Source organism: Alistipes muris, assembly GCF_943193205.1.
Classification (GTDB): Bacteria; Bacteroidota; Bacteroidia; order Bacteroidales; family Rikenellaceae; genus Alistipes; species Alistipes muris.
This window is the reverse complement of record NZ_CALPDD010000002.1, coordinates 147,458-161,332: the sequence shown is the minus strand read 5'-3', so window position 1 is coordinate 161,332 and position 13,875 is coordinate 147,458. Positions and strand designations below refer to the sequence as shown.

Below are 13,875 nucleotides of genomic sequence, written 5' to 3'. Positions count from 1 at the left end.
CGAAGCGTCCCGTTCTGTCTTTTGTCGGACACAGACAGGGCGCGGCAGGGTCGCAAATAAGGTTGTGGACAAGACCGACTATAAGACCGCAGATACAAGATTGCAGACAAGAACCTCAGACGCGCCGCCGAATGGCTGCAAGTAGGGTCGCCGATTTGCGCACCGGCTGCATTGCGAAAGAGCAGAAAAGAGCAGGAATTTGCAGGTCCGGCATGGCGGTCCGGAGAAGCGGCAACGGCAGGCAGCGTGTGTCGATAACCTGGCGACAGAATGTCAATAAGTGTTGATGATTGCGGCCAACGGATTGAGAACCAATCTTTCGTGTGTGTGGATAATTCGTCCCCGGGCCCGGGGCTGTGTCGGAACCGCGGTGCAAATATATAACGGCGATACCCCCTTTGTCAAGTTTTCGGGCGGTTTTTTTGACGGTTTTGTATAAAAAGCTACCGATTTTTGTATAACTTTGTCGCATTAACCAACGCTGTTTATCCCTTATGGACGATGGTCATAGTTCCGCGTATAGCCTTTGCGTCGTGTTCCGGCACAATGCCGGCGCTTTGCGGCGCACAGCATGCAGGTAGCCTGCGTGCCGCCCGACCGTTGTCCCTCCCCCTCCTTTTCGTCCGTTGTTTTTCCGCGCTTCCGTTCGCGCGGCCGGGTTCTTGCGCGCCGCAGCGTCGGGACACGTTGTTCGGACGGCAGCGGCGGCAGGCGCTTCTCGCGTGCTGGGACCGGGGGCTGAAGGTGGCTCCGAGGGCCAATCCCGGCTGAAGAGCTTTGCGGGCCGGATGCCCGCCTCTCTTCGCCCACGGATTCCACAACCTTTCAGAGAGCCCTTTTCATGATTACCATCTACCTCAAGCAGTATAACAAAATCATCCGCAATGCCGACACCCGGCTCTTCGACGAGCTCGGCTACGACGACATCCTGTGGATCGACATGTTGCTTCCCACCATCAAGGAGCAGAAGGCCGTCGAGAACTTCATGGAGATCAGTCTCCAGACCAAGCAGCAGGTCGAGGAGATCGAATCGACTTCCAAGTATTCCGAGAGCGAGAACGCCATCGTCTCCAACTCCAATTTCTTCGTGCCTACGGGCGATTCGTTCGTCGTTGAGCCCGTTTCGTTCATCATCTCCAACGAGGGGGTCCTCGTCTCTGTCCGCGGGGCCGAGTCGCGCACGTTCCGCGAGACCGAGAAGCGTTTGCAGATGAATTACCGGAGTTATCCGACGGGTTACCACCTCTTCATTTCGTTGCTGGAGGTGCGCATCGACTTCGACGCCGACATGGTCGAGCTCGTTTCCAAGCAGGTCGCTTCGCTTTCCAAGGCCATCAATTCCGAGGATACCATCGACAAGGAGGTGCTGCACCGCATCAGCGCCTTGCAGGAGAGTACCATGTCGTTGCGCGAGAATATCTTCGACCGTCAGCGCGTCCTCTCGGGCATCCTGCGTTCCGAGCGTTTCCCCAACGACATCTATCCCCGGTTGCAGTTGATGATCAAGGACGTCAATTCGCTTATCAACCACGCCGATTTTTCGTTCCAGCGTCTCGACTACATCCAGGACGCCGCGTTGGGTCTCATCAACATCGAGCAGAACGAAATCGTCAAGATTTTCTCCGTGGCCGCCGTCATCTTCCTGCCCGCTACGCTCATCGCTTCGATTTACGGCATGAATTTCAAGTACATGCCCGAGCTCGACTGGCACCTCACGCTGCCTAACGGGTGGGTCGTTCCCGTGGGTTACCTCTTCGCCATCGGGCTCATGATCTTTTGTTCGGGACTTACCATCTGGTATTTCCGTTACAAGAAGTGGCTGTAAGTCAAAGTGAAGGGTGAAAAGAGAAAAGCGAAAGGTTTTTGCCGTTTCGTGCGTTTTCCTTTGTCATTCTGAGTACAGCGAAGAATCCATATCGTTTGACTGCACAGATGTTGCGCTATCGCTCAACATGACAAGTCGTTGCCACCTGAAGATACTTCGCCTCAACAAAATCCAAACAAGTTTGGTTTTGTATTCGGCTTATTCGTATCTTTACAGAAGATAGGCTTCGTCTCAGCAATGCTCAAATAAATTTGGCATTGCGTTCGACTTGCGCACTTTGGCTTCGCCGAAGATACTCATGCTCGGCAAAATGCAAGTGAACTTGCTTTTGCTCTCGCTTATTCGTATCTTTGCCAAGTTAACCTTTTTCCATGCTCGAAAAACTGGCGAAACAGACGGCCGTCTACGGCATCAGCACCATCGTGGTGCGGTTTCTGAGCTATCTGCTCACGCCTTACTATACCCGTATTTTCGGGCAGGAGACCTACGGTATCGTCACCGATGTCTATGCCCTCATCCCCCTGGCGCTCACGCTGCTGACCATGGGGATGGAGTCCAGCTATTTCCGTTTCTCCGCCAAGGCCGACCAGGCCGGGAGCGATGTCATCGCGGCCAAACGGCGTTTGTTCGCCACCACATGGGGCATCACGTCGCTCGCCGCGCTCGTCTTTTTCGTGTTCGTCGTCGGGTTCCGCGGTTCCCTTTCCCGCGTCATGGGCGAGGCCTACGCCGCCCATCCCGAGTATGTCGTCTGGGTCGGGGCCATCATCCTTTTCGACGTGTGGGCCTGCATTCCCTTTTCGCGGCTCCGCGAGCAGGGGCGGTCGCTTACGTTCGTCGGCATCAAGGCGTTGAACGTCGTGTTGAATGTCGCTCTCGCGTTTGCGTTCGGGGCCGCCGGGCTCTTTGCGTCCGAGTTCGGGGTCGGGTGGGTCTTCGTCGCCAACCTCGCCGCCAGCGTCGCCACATGGTGCGTCATCCTCTCCACCGTCGACCGGACCGTGCCGCGCGTCGATTGGGCGTTGCTGGCCGTCATCTTCGCCTATTCCCTGCCGCTCTTGATAGGCGGGCTCGCAGGTACGGCCAACGAGTTCATCGACCGTCAGTTGATCAAATATCTGGTTCCCGCCGGGGCGATGGCCCAGCTGGGGGTCTACGGCGCCATCACCAAAATCGCCGTCGTCATGATGCTCTTTTACCAGATGTACCGCCTCGCCGCCGAGCCGTTCTTCCTCTCCAATTTCCGGAAGTCCGATTTCGTGCGGATGAACGCCGCGGCGCTCAAGTACTACGTCATGGCGTCGATGCTCATCTTTCTGGGCATCGCCTTGTTCCGCGATTTCTTCGCCTTGATTGTCGGGCGCGATTTCCGCGAGGGCATCCATATCCTGCCCGTCGTGCTCGGCGCCAACGTTCTCACGGGGGTGTGGCTCAACCTTTCGTTCTGGTACAAGCGCGAGGAGCGTACTCCGCTCGCCATCGTCGTCACCGGGTCCGGTTTGGCCGCCATGCTCCTGTTCGGTTTTTGGTTCATCCCCTTGTGGGGTTATTTCGGGGCCGCCTGGGCCCGGCTCGCCAGCGAGTCGGTCATGGTCGCCGTCAGTTGGTGGCTCAACAGGCGTTTCTTTCCCACTCCTTACGAGTGGGGGCGTATCGGCGAGTTCGTCGTCGTCGCTTTGGGCGTCTTCTTCGTCGCCGAATCGTTCGCGGCCCGCATCGGCAATATGTTTGCGGGTTATGCGTTCAATATAGTGTTGTTTGCGGGCTATTCGGCCTACCTCGTCCGGCGCGAGCATATCGACGTCGGGGCGTTGGTGCGGGCCGCGCTCAGAAAAAAGTAGAACAGAAAGGTGCGTTTCGCCGACATCATAGGGCAGGAGGAGCTCAAGCGGCATTTGGCGCGTTCGGTCGATACCGGGCGGGTCAGCCATGCCCAGTTGTTTACGGGGGCCGCCGGGGCCGGGTCGTTGGCGTTGGCCGTCGCTTACGTGCAGTATCTTTGCTGCCGCCATCGCCACGACGGCGATTCGTGCGGCGAGTGTCCCGATTGCAGGCAGATCGCCGCTTTGGCCCACCCCGACTTCCATCTGGTTTTTCCCGTCAACAAGCAGGGCAAGAAGTCCGGCGAGGTCATGTTGAGCGACGAGTTTCTGCCCCGTTTCCGCGAGTTGTTCGCCGAGCGCCGCGGGTACGTTTCGCCGCAGGATTGGTACGACAGGCTCGACCTCGGCAAGACGCTCAAGGGGATGATTTCCGCCCGCGAGGCCGACGAAATCATCCGCAAGCTCTCTTTCAAGAGTTTCGAGGCCGATTATAAGGTCATGCTCGTGTGGTTGCCCGAGGCTATGAACGAGGAGGCCGCCAACAAGATTCTCAAGATTCTCGAAGAGCCTTGGGAGCGCACGCTCTTCATCCTTGTTTCCGAGCGGCCCGACCGTTTGCTGCCCACCATCCTCTCGCGTACGCAGGAGGTCGCTGTGCCGCGTATCGCGCCCGCGGTTTTGGAGCGCGCCGCCTTCGACAGCGGCGTCACCGACCCCGTCCAGGCGCGCAGTATGGCCCGGCTCGCCGGGGGCAGTCTGTTGGAGTTGCAGCACTTGGCCGCCGGGGAGAACGACGCTCTGCGTCACGAGAATTTCGGGCTTTTCTGTTCGCTGATGCGTTTGAGTTACAACGACAAGCACCTCGAACTCGTCGCCTGGGCCGAGGAGGCCGCCCAGTTCTCGCGCGAGCAGCAGCGGGCTTTCCTGCTCGACGCCGCACGGCTCCTGCGCGAAAGTTTCATGCTCCACGCCGCCATTCCCGAGGTCGGTTACCTTTGGGGCGAGGAGCTGGCGTTCTGTTCCAAGTTCGCGCCGTTCGTCGATTCGCGCAACATCGAGCCGCTCATCGCCCAGATCGAGAGCGCTTCGGCGCAGTTGTCGCAGAACGGCAACCCGACCATCGTCTTCACCCATTTCGCCCTCGCGGTGAGCAAACTCATCAAGCATTTGTAGTTTATGGCACGTGTGGTTCTTCTTGCAGGCGGCAATACCGGGGACGTCAAGCGTACCCTTCAGTCGGCGCAGCAGCTCGTCAACGACCGCGTCGGGGCCGTCCTGCGGTGTTCGCATCGTTACGAGAGCGAGCCGTGGGGGTTCTCCGGCAACCGTTTTTCCAATCAGGCGCTCGAGGTTTCCACCGACCTCGCGCCCGAGGAGGTGCTCGACGCCGTGCAGCGCATCGAGTGCGAGTTGGGGCGCAACCGCGCCGCCGAGACCCTCGAAAAGGCGCGTACCGGGGCTGCCTACGTGTCGCGGCCCATCGACATCGACATCCTCTTTTACGACGACGCCGTCATCCGCAGCGAGCGGCTCACGGTGCCCCATCCCCGGCTCGCCGAGCGGGAGTTCGCGCTCGTGCCCCTCTGCGAAATCATGCGCGGACGCAGGCATCCCGTTTTGGGGCTCACCGTCGCCCAGATGCTCGATGCCCTGCGTGCACAATCATCCGAACAGCCATGCGGAAAGTAAGTTGCATATTCTTTTTCGCCCTCGCGTTGTCGGCGGTCTCTTGTTTCAAGAAGGTCGCTTTCCGCACCGATTACGTCCTCAAGCCCTTGCGCGAGGTCACTTCCGACGACCGCGTGCGGGAGCCCGTCGCCGGGGCCGTCGCGTTCGCGTTCGACGCCGATACGGCCGCGTGGACCGTCGCTTCCTACGATGATGCCCTCGCCGGGGTCATCACTTCGCGTGCCGACCCCGCCGTGAAGCAGTCCGCGCCCTGCGCTTCGTCGCAGCCTTACGGCGACGGCGGGTGGATCAGCCTGCCCCTCGACCGCGAGTGGCAGATGGTCGTCGCCGTCGATCCCGTCGACAGGCTCTACGCCTATACGCAGCAGCGCATCGGCGAGAACCTCCCCGTGCTCACCGTCTCGTTGATTTTTCAGCCTTGGCGTTCCGGGCGTTCCTATAAGTGGGGCAATTGGCTTTTCTTCAACGATTTCTACGTCGACCCCACCCGGGTCGAGTGTTTCGTCGACGCCCAGGCGCAGTCGGCCGAGGGGGCGCAGCCCGAGCCGCTTTCCCAGCCCAAAATCTACGCTTACGCCGCCGACACCACCGCCTGGCGCATCGCTTCCTACGACGATGCCGTCAACGGCATTCTCACTTCCAAGACATCCGGTCAGACCCGCACTTCGCCCGATTTCCCGGCTTATCCCGTCTCCGGTTCCACGCTTTACAGTATGGAGGTCACCGCGTCGCCCGTCATGATCGTCGTCGTCGACCGTACCCACCGCACCTACGCCTATACCAAGGCCGAGGTCGACCTCGCAGGGGCAAGTCCCACTTTCTCGCTTCTGTTCCGGCCGTGGACCAAGCAGTGGATCGCCGAGGTCGACGGGTGGTGTTTCGTCTGCGACCTTTACGCTCCCCAGGAGGAGCAGAACCCCGATACCTCCCTCCGATGAAGTCCGCTTTCCCGCATACGTTGTCCGTTCTGCGCGCCGTCGTGGTGCTTTTCTTCGCGTCGGCTTTCTTCAGCCGGTGCGCCAGCATGATGATCCCCACGGGCGGGCCCCGCGATACGCTGCCCCCCGTCATCGTCAACATGACGCCCGACAACTTCTCCACCGACCGTCCGCTCGTCGGGCATGGTAAGATTTACATCGAGTTCGACGAGTTCGTGCAGCTCAAGGACCAGCAGAAGGAGTTCTTCACGTCGCCGCAGATGAAGAAGAAGCCCACCGTCACCTTGCGGGGCCGCGGCATCGTCATCCAGTTGCGCGATACGCTCCTGCCCAATACCACCTATGCCCTTAATTTCGGCAGTGCCCTGCGCGACAACAACGAGGGCAACCCGCTCCATTCCATGCGTTACGTCTTCTCCACCGGGCCCGAGATCGATTCCATGATTCTCTCCGGTTATACGGCCGACGCCTACAAGGCCGATTCCGTCTCGAAGACTTTCATCTGGTTCTTCCCGGCCGATTCGGTCGAGGACATCGCCGAGTACGATTCCACTATTTTCAAGTACAAGCCTGCCGTCATCGCGCGCGCTGAGAACAACGGCATCTTCATCGCTCAGAACCTCAAGCCTGTTCCTTACAGGGTCTACGCCGTGCAGGACAAGAACGACAATCAACTCTATGAGCCCGGTTCCGACCAGGTCGGTTTCCTCGACGGGACTTACAATCCTGCCGCGTTGCCCGACTTCGCCATGTGGTACGATTCGTTGCGTCATTACGTCTCCGCCGAGCCTCAGTTGTATCTGCGCATGTTCACCGACCGGGCTTTCCGCCGCCAGGTGCTCGCGCAGTCCGAGCGGCCGTTCCAGCACAAGGCGCTGCTTTACTTCTCGGCTCCTCATCCGCAGATCGACAGCATCCGGTTCGACAGCATCCCCGAGGGCGGGTTCATCGTCGACCCGCAGACCGTCGGGCGCGATACGCTCGCTCTTTGGTTCACCGTGCCTTCGGCCCAGTTGCCCGATACCCTCCGTGGGTCGGTCACTTATTTCAAGCACGATTCCGTCAACGTGCTCCGGCGGGTCACCGAGCCGTTGAAGCTCTCGTGGCGGTTCATCGAGACCAAGGAGCAGCAGCGCGAGCGCGAGAAGCTCGAACGCGAGCGGCGCAGGGCCGAGGAGGCAGGCGAGGAGTGGACCGAGCCCAGGAAGCCCAGTCCCTTTGCTTTCAAGCTCCCGCTCAACGGCGAAATCAATCCCGAAAACCACCTCACCGTCGATTTCGATTATCCCCTCGCCCGGCTCGATTCGGCCGCCATGTTGTTGACCCTCCTCAAGGCCGACAAGTCCGTCGAGGACGTTCCCGTGCGGTTCGTCCGCGATACGGCGCTCCTGCGGCGGTGGTACGTGCGGGCTCCCTGGAAGCCCGAGGGGCAGTACACCCTCACCATTCCCGCCGGAGCCATCACCGACGTCGCCGGGTTCACCAACGATTCCATCGTGGGTAAATATACCGTCCTCGACCCCGAGAAGTTCGCCACCGTCAAAATCGACGTCCGCGGCCGCGAGGGGATGCAGTATATCGTCCAGTTGCTCGACGGCAGCGGGTCGCTCAAGCAGGAAAGGCGCGGGGTCGTTTCCGGGCCCGTGCGGTTCAATTACGTCTCGCCCGGCGAAATCAAGTTCCGTGTCATCGAGGATTTGAACGGCAACGGCAAGTGGGATTCGGGCGACGTCGTGGCGCGCCGGCAGCCCGAGCGGGCCGAAATGTTCGTCGACGAGCAGGGCGGGGAGACTTTCGCTACCAAGGCCAACTGGGACATCGAGTTCACGATGGACATGCCCCGTATTTTTGCTCCCGTCACCATGCAGTCGCTCTCGCGGCTCTTGGACGAGCGCGAGTTGCAGCGCCTGCGCCGCGAGGAGGAGAAGCGCGCCAAGGAGGGTCCTCAGCGGAACGACGTCTCCGGGTCGCAGAGCGGCGCTTTCCAGGGCGGTATGGGCAGTATGGGTGGTTTCGGCGGTCGGAACGCCGGTATGTTTCAAGGTATGAGATAGCGGTGCGTATGAGAAGAAGTAAACATATCCTTGCGTTTTTGGGTCTCGCGGCTGCGCTTGTCGGGTGGCAGGGTGCCGCCGCGCAGCATACGCTCGGGTTCGTCGCCGGTTACGGCATGGCCAACGGGCGGTTCGAGCCCAAGCAGGAGTCGCGCGTCCTTTGGGGCATGTACAGCGGCGGCCTCACGTGGCGTTATTACGGGACGCAGCGTTTCGTCGGCGGGTTCGGTGTCGACCTGGAGTTCATCCAGCAGGGTTTTTCCTTTGCGCCCAACGCATCGGCGGTCGACGACAAGGCCGATTACCTTTATTATACGCGACGCATCAATTCCGTGATGTTGCCTGTCGTCTGGCAGCCCCATTTCTACATGTTGCGCAACCGCCTGCGCGTCTACCTCGAAGCGGCCGCCACTTTTTCCTACAACTTCTCTTCTTCCTACGAGAACGAGTGGGCCCGTGAGCGGGGTGCCGACGATTGGCGCGGTTCCTACCGGTTCCATACCGCGCGCGACAACCGGTGGGGCTACGGGCTCGCGGGCGGCGGCGGTGTCGCGGTGCTCATCAGGCGGTTCGAGCTCAATTTCCGCGTGCGTTATTATTTCGGTTTCTCCGACATCGTGCGCAATCGCACCCGGTATGCCGACAACGCCACCGACGGTTCCGAGAATCCCTTTTGGGCCACTCCCCTGCGGTCGCCGCTCGACGACCTCCATATCAGCGTCGGTCTGAGTTACCGGTTCAACAAGGAGGGTTTCCGCGCGTGGAAGCCCCGGCCCAAGCGCGAAAAGAACCGCGAAGTGTTCAAATACGGTCTGTAATCATCGAATCATGGAAAATACCCGTCAGCAGAAAATCGCCAAGCAGATTCAGAAGGACGTCGCTGACATCTTCCAGAAGGAGGGTGCCGCCATCGTCCGGGGGCTTTTGGTCACCGTCACCGCCGTGCGCGTCTCGCCCGATTTCGGTTATGCCAAAATTTATATCAGCGTCTTCCCTTTCGACCGTAGCCAGGAGCTCATGGGGGCGTTGGAGCAGAACGGTTGGTTCATCCGCCGCGCCCTCGGGCAGCGCATCCGCAACCAGCTCAAGAGCGTTCCCGAAATCCAGTTCTTCCTCGACGATTCGCTCGAGTACATCGAGCACATCGACCAGGCGTTGAAAAAATAGTTGAAAATCGGAAATCGCGCAGTTCCCTGCCCGCAGGCTTGTCGAATCGGCCCAGCGTGGACGGTGCGGCGGTTTTCAATTTTTCGTTCCGGCATGTTTCCCTTTTTCTTCGCCCGCCGTTATTTCTTCGCGCCCGCTTCGCAGTCGGTCGTCCGGTTGATTTCTTCCTTGAGCGTCGTCGCGGTCGCCGTTCCCGTCGCCGCGATGGTCATCCTCTTGTCCGTCTTCAACGGGTTCGAGCGGCTCGTCCGGCAGAATTGTTCGGCTTTCGACGCCGATCTCACCCTCACGCCTTCCGAGGGTCAGACGTTCGCCGTCTCCGACCTCGACACTGCGGCGCTCGCCCGCGTTCCCGGCGTCGGGGCGTGGTCGTTTTTTTTGGAGCAGAGCGTTTTGTTGGAGCGTGACGGGCGGCAGGCTACGGCCCTCGTCCGCGGCGTCGACGACCGTTACGGTCTGGTCTTGCCTTTGCGCGACGCCGTCACCGTCGGGGCGCCCGAGGTGCGCCTCGGCGACCTTCAGCGGCTCGTCGTCGGGCAGTCGATGGCTTACATGCTCGGTATCCGGTCGTTGGCCGATGCCGACGTCGGTTTGTACGCCGTCCGGCGGGGTTCTTTTTCGTCGTTGCTCCCCGTGCAGAATTTCACTCGGCGGACCCTTCCCGTCGGTGGGGTCTTCACCGTCGACCTCGATAGCGAGCGTTCTTACGTCCTCGCTTCGCTGCCGTTCGCTCAGGAGCTTTTTTCGCATCCCGGGCGCGTTTCGGCCCTCGCCGTGCGGTTGGCGTCCGGGGCCGATGCCGACAGAACCCGGGCCGCCGTCGCCCGGGCCGTCGGCGAGCGGTTCCAGGTGCGAACCCGTTTTCAGATGCGGGCTTCGTTCTACCGTATCATGACTTACGAGAAGTGGGGCGTCTTCTTCATCGCTTTGTTGGTTCTCGTCGTCGCGTCGTTTTCCGTCGTCGGGGCGTTGGCCATGCTCATCGTCGACAAGCGCAGCGACATCCGTACCCTCGCCGCTCTCGGGGCCGACCGCGCGGCAATACGGCGGATTTTCCGGGCCGAGGGGTTCTTCATCTGCGGGGCCGGGGCTTTGTGCGGCTTGTCGGTCGGTGTCGGGCTGACGTTGCTCCAGCAGCATTTCGGTTTCATCGAGATTCCCGCCGACAGTTTCCTCACCAAAAGTTACCCCGTCGAGTTCCGTTTCGCCGATTTGTTGGCCGTCGCGGCTTCGTTTTCCGCCGTGGCGTTTTTGTTGTGCAATATCACCGTCCGCAGTATGATCGTTAAGACTTCGTGAGTATGAAATTCTTCTTCCGTTTCTTCCTTTGTGTGGCGTGTGCCGTCGGCAGCGTCTCGTGTTCCCATCATAAAATCATTCCCGACGATGAGTTGGCCTTGATTTTCCACGATGCGTTCCTCGCCAATGCCTACCTCGGGCCCCGCAACCTCGCGCACGATTCGCTCAACGTCTACGAGCCCATCTTCGCCCGTTACGGTTATACCACGCAGGACGTCCATTATACCATCGGTAATTTTTCCAAGCGCAAGAGCGCCCGCCTGGGCGATGTCGTCGAGCAGGCCATCGACCTGCTCGAATCCGAGGGCAAGTTCTTCAGCCGCGAGGTCGCGGTGCTCGATACCATCGACAACATCGCCCTGCGTTCGGCCCGTCGGACGCTCCGGGCCGATTCGCTGCTTCGCGTGCGGTCGCTCGCCGATACCGCGCGGGTCAGTTTTTCGTTCGACGTCGTTCCCGGCGAGTACGAGGTGCGGTTGAAGTACCTCGTCGATTCGCTCGACCTCAATACAAGGGGGCTTCGTAGTCAGATGTGGCTCGAAAGGTCCGACAGCAGCCGCGTCCAGACCTATACCGTCAGTTTGCGGCGGCTCAGCGAGGCGACCCTGTCGCGTAAGTTCACGGTCGATTCCGCCCATAGGCGGCTGTGCATCCATTTGTTGACTTTCCCCAACAAGCCGTTGCGGCCGTCGTTCACCGCGCGCGATTTCCGCGTCACCCATACGCCCCCCGTGCGCGTCGCCGTCGGACAGCTCTACGAGCAGCAGTTGGGCATCCGTATCTTCGCCGACGAGTTTTTCCGTGCCGCAGCTCCGAAAGATAGCCTCTAATCTGCTTTGGACGCCGCAGGGGTGGGTCCGTCATCCGCTCGTCGGGTTGGCGGGCGACGGTTCCGTCCGTTCCGTCGCGTCGTGTCCCGAGCCCGACCGGTTGGCGTTCGTCGAGTTCCGGGCCGGGGTCCTCGTCCCCGATTTCCCCGTGGATTTCCGCGCCGTCTTCGAGCGGTTCTGCGTCGAGCCTGCCCGTCCGCTCGACGAGTGGCTGCCCTCCGTCGTCACGCCCGGCCGCGGGGTTTTGGTCTTGATTTCCGGATTGGATTACGATTCTTTGCAGCCGACAGCCTTTACTCGTATCGAGCGCTTATGATTTCTCGCTTTCCCCGCCGTTGAAGTTCGGCAGATGTTCTTCTACGGTGCGGCGCAGGTGTTCACGGTCCAGATGGGTGTATATCTCCGTCGTCAGAATGCTTTCGTGGCCCAGCATCTCCTGCACCTGGCGGATACTCGCGCCCCCTTCCAGCAGATGCGTCGCAAACGAGTGGCGGAAGGTGTGGGGGCTTATGCGTTTGTCGATGCCCGCCCGCCGGGCCGCTTGTTTGATGATCGTGAAGACCATCACGCGCGTCAGCTTCCCGCCCCGGTTGTTCAGAAATACGGCGTCTTCTTGCTTGTTTTTGTCGTAGAGGTCGCCGCGGTCTTCCAGCCAGCGGCGGATTTTCTGGCGGGCCGTCGCGCTCACCGGTACCAGCCGCTGTTTGTCTCCTTTGCCGATTACACGGATGTAGCCTTCGCCGAAAAAGAGGTCCGACATGCGCAGGGCCGTCAGTTCCGAGGCGCGCAGGCCGCACGAGTAGAGCACTTCCAGCATCGCGCCGTCGCGGCGGCCCTTGGGGGTCGTCGGGTCGATGGCCGCTATGATGCGGTCGATTTCTTCGGTCGTCAGTACGTCCGGCAGTTGGCGGCCGAATTTGGGCGTCGTGATGAATTCCGCCGGCGAGGTCTCGATTTTTTCTTCCAGCAGCAGGAAGTTGAAGAAGCTCCGGATGCCGCTCAGGCTGCGGGCCTGCGACGTCTTGCGGCTTCCGCGTTCGTAGAGCAGGCCCAGGTAGCGTTCGATCATTTCGCGTTCCACCTTGCGCGGTCCCACGTCCCATTGGCGCAGGATGTAGTGGGCGAAGTGGCGCAGGTCGCTCATGTACGATTCTACGGTGTTCGCCGCAAGGCGTTTTTCCAGTTTGATGTAGGTGCGGTAGCGGCGTCCCGCTTCCTCCCATTTTTTCGTGTTTTCGGCCATCGCTGTGCGGTTTTCGGGGTTTGCCCGATGGGTTGCTTCCGGCGAAGTTACGAAATTTTACATAATGTGATATTTCCTCTGTCGTATTTTTTAGGTTCGCACGATCCATTCATGCGGCCGCGGCCCGGGGCCGTTGCGTCCGATTCGTAAGGAAAATCGCGGCCGTTTGAGCAAAAATCCCTATCTTTACCGTGTCCAATCATTATATTCAGCAGCCATGACTTCCGTTCGCTTTTTCTTTGCCCTTTGCGCGTTCTTGTTGTCTGTCGCTTCCGTGAATGCCCAGCCGGCTTCCCGGCCCCGGAAAATCATCGTCGTCGAGGGTCGTTTCTTTCACGAGATGCCTGTCGCGGCAGATAAGATAACCAAAATGTACATGCTGACCACTCCTTCCGGAACGTCGGCCGTGGGTTTCGAGCTCTCCGAGCCGTTGCCCGACGCCGCCTTGCAGTATGCGGTCCCGGCCGGGCAGATTCCCGAGGGCCGATTGCTTTTGGCGCAGTACGACGAGGCGAAAGCCCAGGGCAAGGGTGCTTCGCTCTCTTTCGTCCGCAAAACCTTGTTGGAGGAGGGGAGCCGGTTTCCCGACTTCTCCGCCACCGACATCGACGGCCGAACCTGGACCGGCGCCGACGTCGCCGGGAAGGTCATGGTGCTCAATTTGTGGTTCACCGGCTGCGGACCTTGCCGGGCCGAGATGCCGGAGTTGTCCCGTTGGAAGGACGAGATGCCCGACGTGATGTTCTTTTCGTCGACTTACGAGGACGCCGGACGCGCCCGGCCCGTGCTCGAAGAGCAGGGGTTCAATTGGATCGCTCTCGTCGGCGACACGCAGTTCCGCAAGTTCGTCGGGCCGAACGGTTATCCCCTCACCGTCGTCATCGACAAGGAGGGCATCGTCGCACAGGTTGAGTATGGCACCTCGCCGGTTCAGCGCGACGCCTTGAAAGAGAAGATCCGGTCGCTCCGTTAGTCCGTTCCGGAACTTATAGAAAACCGAATATACT

13 protein-coding genes are annotated in these 13,875 nt (G+C 60.3%); 12 read left to right on the top strand and 1 reads right to left on the bottom strand.

Annotated features, from left to right (window positions below):
- Nucleotides 1-841 precede the first annotated feature (841 nt).
- The 11 genes from NFR47_RS02195 (at nt 842) to NFR47_RS02145 (ending at nt 11,941) form a co-directional block, all read left to right on the top strand.
- Entirely contained in the window at nt 842-1,825 is a 984-nt protein-coding gene (locus NFR47_RS02195) for a magnesium transporter CorA family protein (RefSeq protein ID WP_251213949.1), read from the top strand.
- Between the two features lie 371 nt (nt 1,826-2,196).
- On the top strand, nt 2,197-3,666 hold the full coding sequence (locus NFR47_RS02190; RefSeq protein ID WP_251213948.1) for a lipopolysaccharide biosynthesis protein: 1,470 nt from the start codon (nt 2,197-2,199) through the stop codon (nt 3,664-3,666).
- A gap of 9 nt (nt 3,667-3,675) precedes the next feature.
- Nucleotides 3,676-4,821, top strand: coding sequence for a DNA polymerase III subunit (locus NFR47_RS02185; protein ID WP_251213947.1), 1,146 nt, complete (start codon nt 3,676-3,678; stop codon nt 4,819-4,821).
- A 3-nt stretch (nt 4,822-4,824) separates the two neighbouring features.
- On the top strand, nt 4,825-5,337 hold the full coding sequence (gene folK / locus NFR47_RS02180; RefSeq protein ID WP_251213946.1) for a 2-amino-4-hydroxy-6-hydroxymethyldihydropteridine diphosphokinase: 513 nt from the start codon (nt 4,825-4,827) through the stop codon (nt 5,335-5,337).
- Complete coding sequence (locus NFR47_RS02175; protein ID WP_251213945.1) at nt 5,325-6,275, top strand: hypothetical protein; 951 nt, start codon at nt 5,325-5,327, stop codon at nt 6,273-6,275. Before folK ends, NFR47_RS02175 begins: the two co-directional genes overlap by 13 nt.
- Complete coding sequence (locus NFR47_RS02170) at nt 6,272-8,329, top strand: Ig-like domain-containing domain (RefSeq protein WP_251213944.1); 2,058 nt, start codon at nt 6,272-6,274, stop codon at nt 8,327-8,329. The genes NFR47_RS02175 and NFR47_RS02170 overlap by 4 nt, the downstream gene beginning before the upstream one ends.
- 8 nt (nt 8,330-8,337) lie before the next feature.
- The gene (locus NFR47_RS02165; RefSeq protein ID WP_251213943.1) at nt 8,338-9,147 is read left to right on the top strand and encodes an outer membrane beta-barrel protein; all 810 of its coding nucleotides are present in this window, start codon (nt 8,338-8,340) and stop codon (nt 9,145-9,147) included.
- A gap of 10 nt (nt 9,148-9,157) precedes the next feature.
- Complete coding sequence (rbfA, locus tag NFR47_RS02160) at nt 9,158-9,496, top strand: 30S ribosome-binding factor RbfA (RefSeq protein WP_251213942.1); 339 nt, start codon at nt 9,158-9,160, stop codon at nt 9,494-9,496.
- Nucleotides 9,497-9,589: 93 nt separating this feature from the next.
- The gene (locus NFR47_RS02155; protein WP_251213941.1) at nt 9,590-10,795 is read left to right on the top strand and encodes an ABC transporter permease; all 1,206 of its coding nucleotides are present in this window, start codon (nt 9,590-9,592) and stop codon (nt 10,793-10,795) included.
- A gap of 2 nt (nt 10,796-10,797) precedes the next feature.
- On the top strand, nt 10,798-11,625 hold the full coding sequence (locus tag NFR47_RS02150; protein ID WP_251213940.1) for a DUF4296 domain-containing protein: 828 nt from the start codon (nt 10,798-10,800) through the stop codon (nt 11,623-11,625).
- On the top strand, nt 11,597-11,941 hold the full coding sequence (locus tag NFR47_RS02145) for a cytosine deaminase (RefSeq protein ID WP_251213939.1): 345 nt from the start codon (nt 11,597-11,599) through the stop codon (nt 11,939-11,941). The genes NFR47_RS02150 and NFR47_RS02145 overlap by 29 nt, the downstream gene beginning before the upstream one ends.
- Here the strand turns inward: NFR47_RS02145 and xerD are convergent.
- Entirely contained in the window at nt 11,936-12,868 is a 933-nt protein-coding gene (xerD, locus tag NFR47_RS02140; protein ID WP_251213938.1) for a site-specific tyrosine recombinase XerD, read from the bottom strand. The genes NFR47_RS02145 and xerD overlap by 6 nt on opposite strands.
- 376 nt (nt 12,869-13,244) lie before the next feature.
- On the opposite strand from xerD, the gene NFR47_RS02135 reads away from it, so the two are divergent.
- Nucleotides 13,245-13,841 carry a TlpA family protein disulfide reductase gene (locus tag NFR47_RS02135; protein ID WP_251213937.1) on the top strand — a complete coding sequence of 199 codons (597 nt, stop codon included), beginning with the start codon at nt 13,245-13,247 and terminating at the stop codon, nt 13,839-13,841.
- Nucleotides 13,842-13,875: the final 34 nt, after the last annotated feature.

What these genes read in the sequence shown, in the direction of transcription:
- xerD (WP_251213938.1), bottom strand. Translation starts at nt 12,868, where the DNA reads ATGGCCGAAAACACGAAAAAATGGGAGGAAGCGGGACGCCGCTACCGC.
- NFR47_RS02155 (WP_251213941.1), top strand. Translation starts at nt 9,590, where the DNA reads ATGTTTCCCTTTTTCTTCGCCCGCCGTTATTTCTTCGCGCCCGCTTCG.
- NFR47_RS02175 (WP_251213945.1), top strand. Translation starts at nt 5,325, where the DNA reads ATGCGGAAAGTAAGTTGCATATTCTTTTTCGCCCTCGCGTTGTCGGCG.
- NFR47_RS02165 (WP_251213943.1), top strand. Translation starts at nt 8,338, where the DNA reads ATGAGAAGAAGTAAACATATCCTTGCGTTTTTGGGTCTCGCGGCTGCG.
- rbfA (WP_251213942.1), top strand. Translation starts at nt 9,158, where the DNA reads ATGGAAAATACCCGTCAGCAGAAAATCGCCAAGCAGATTCAGAAGGAC.
- NFR47_RS02135 (WP_251213937.1), top strand. Translation starts at nt 13,245, where the DNA reads ATGCTGACCACTCCTTCCGGAACGTCGGCCGTGGGTTTCGAGCTCTCC.
- NFR47_RS02190 (WP_251213948.1), top strand. Translation starts at nt 2,197, where the DNA reads ATGCTCGAAAAACTGGCGAAACAGACGGCCGTCTACGGCATCAGCACC.
- NFR47_RS02195 (WP_251213949.1), top strand. Translation starts at nt 842, where the DNA reads ATGATTACCATCTACCTCAAGCAGTATAACAAAATCATCCGCAATGCC.
- NFR47_RS02150 (WP_251213940.1), top strand. Translation starts at nt 10,798, where the DNA reads ATGAAATTCTTCTTCCGTTTCTTCCTTTGTGTGGCGTGTGCCGTCGGC.
- folK (WP_251213946.1), top strand. Translation starts at nt 4,825, where the DNA reads ATGGCACGTGTGGTTCTTCTTGCAGGCGGCAATACCGGGGACGTCAAG.
- NFR47_RS02170 (WP_251213944.1), top strand. Translation starts at nt 6,272, where the DNA reads ATGAAGTCCGCTTTCCCGCATACGTTGTCCGTTCTGCGCGCCGTCGTG.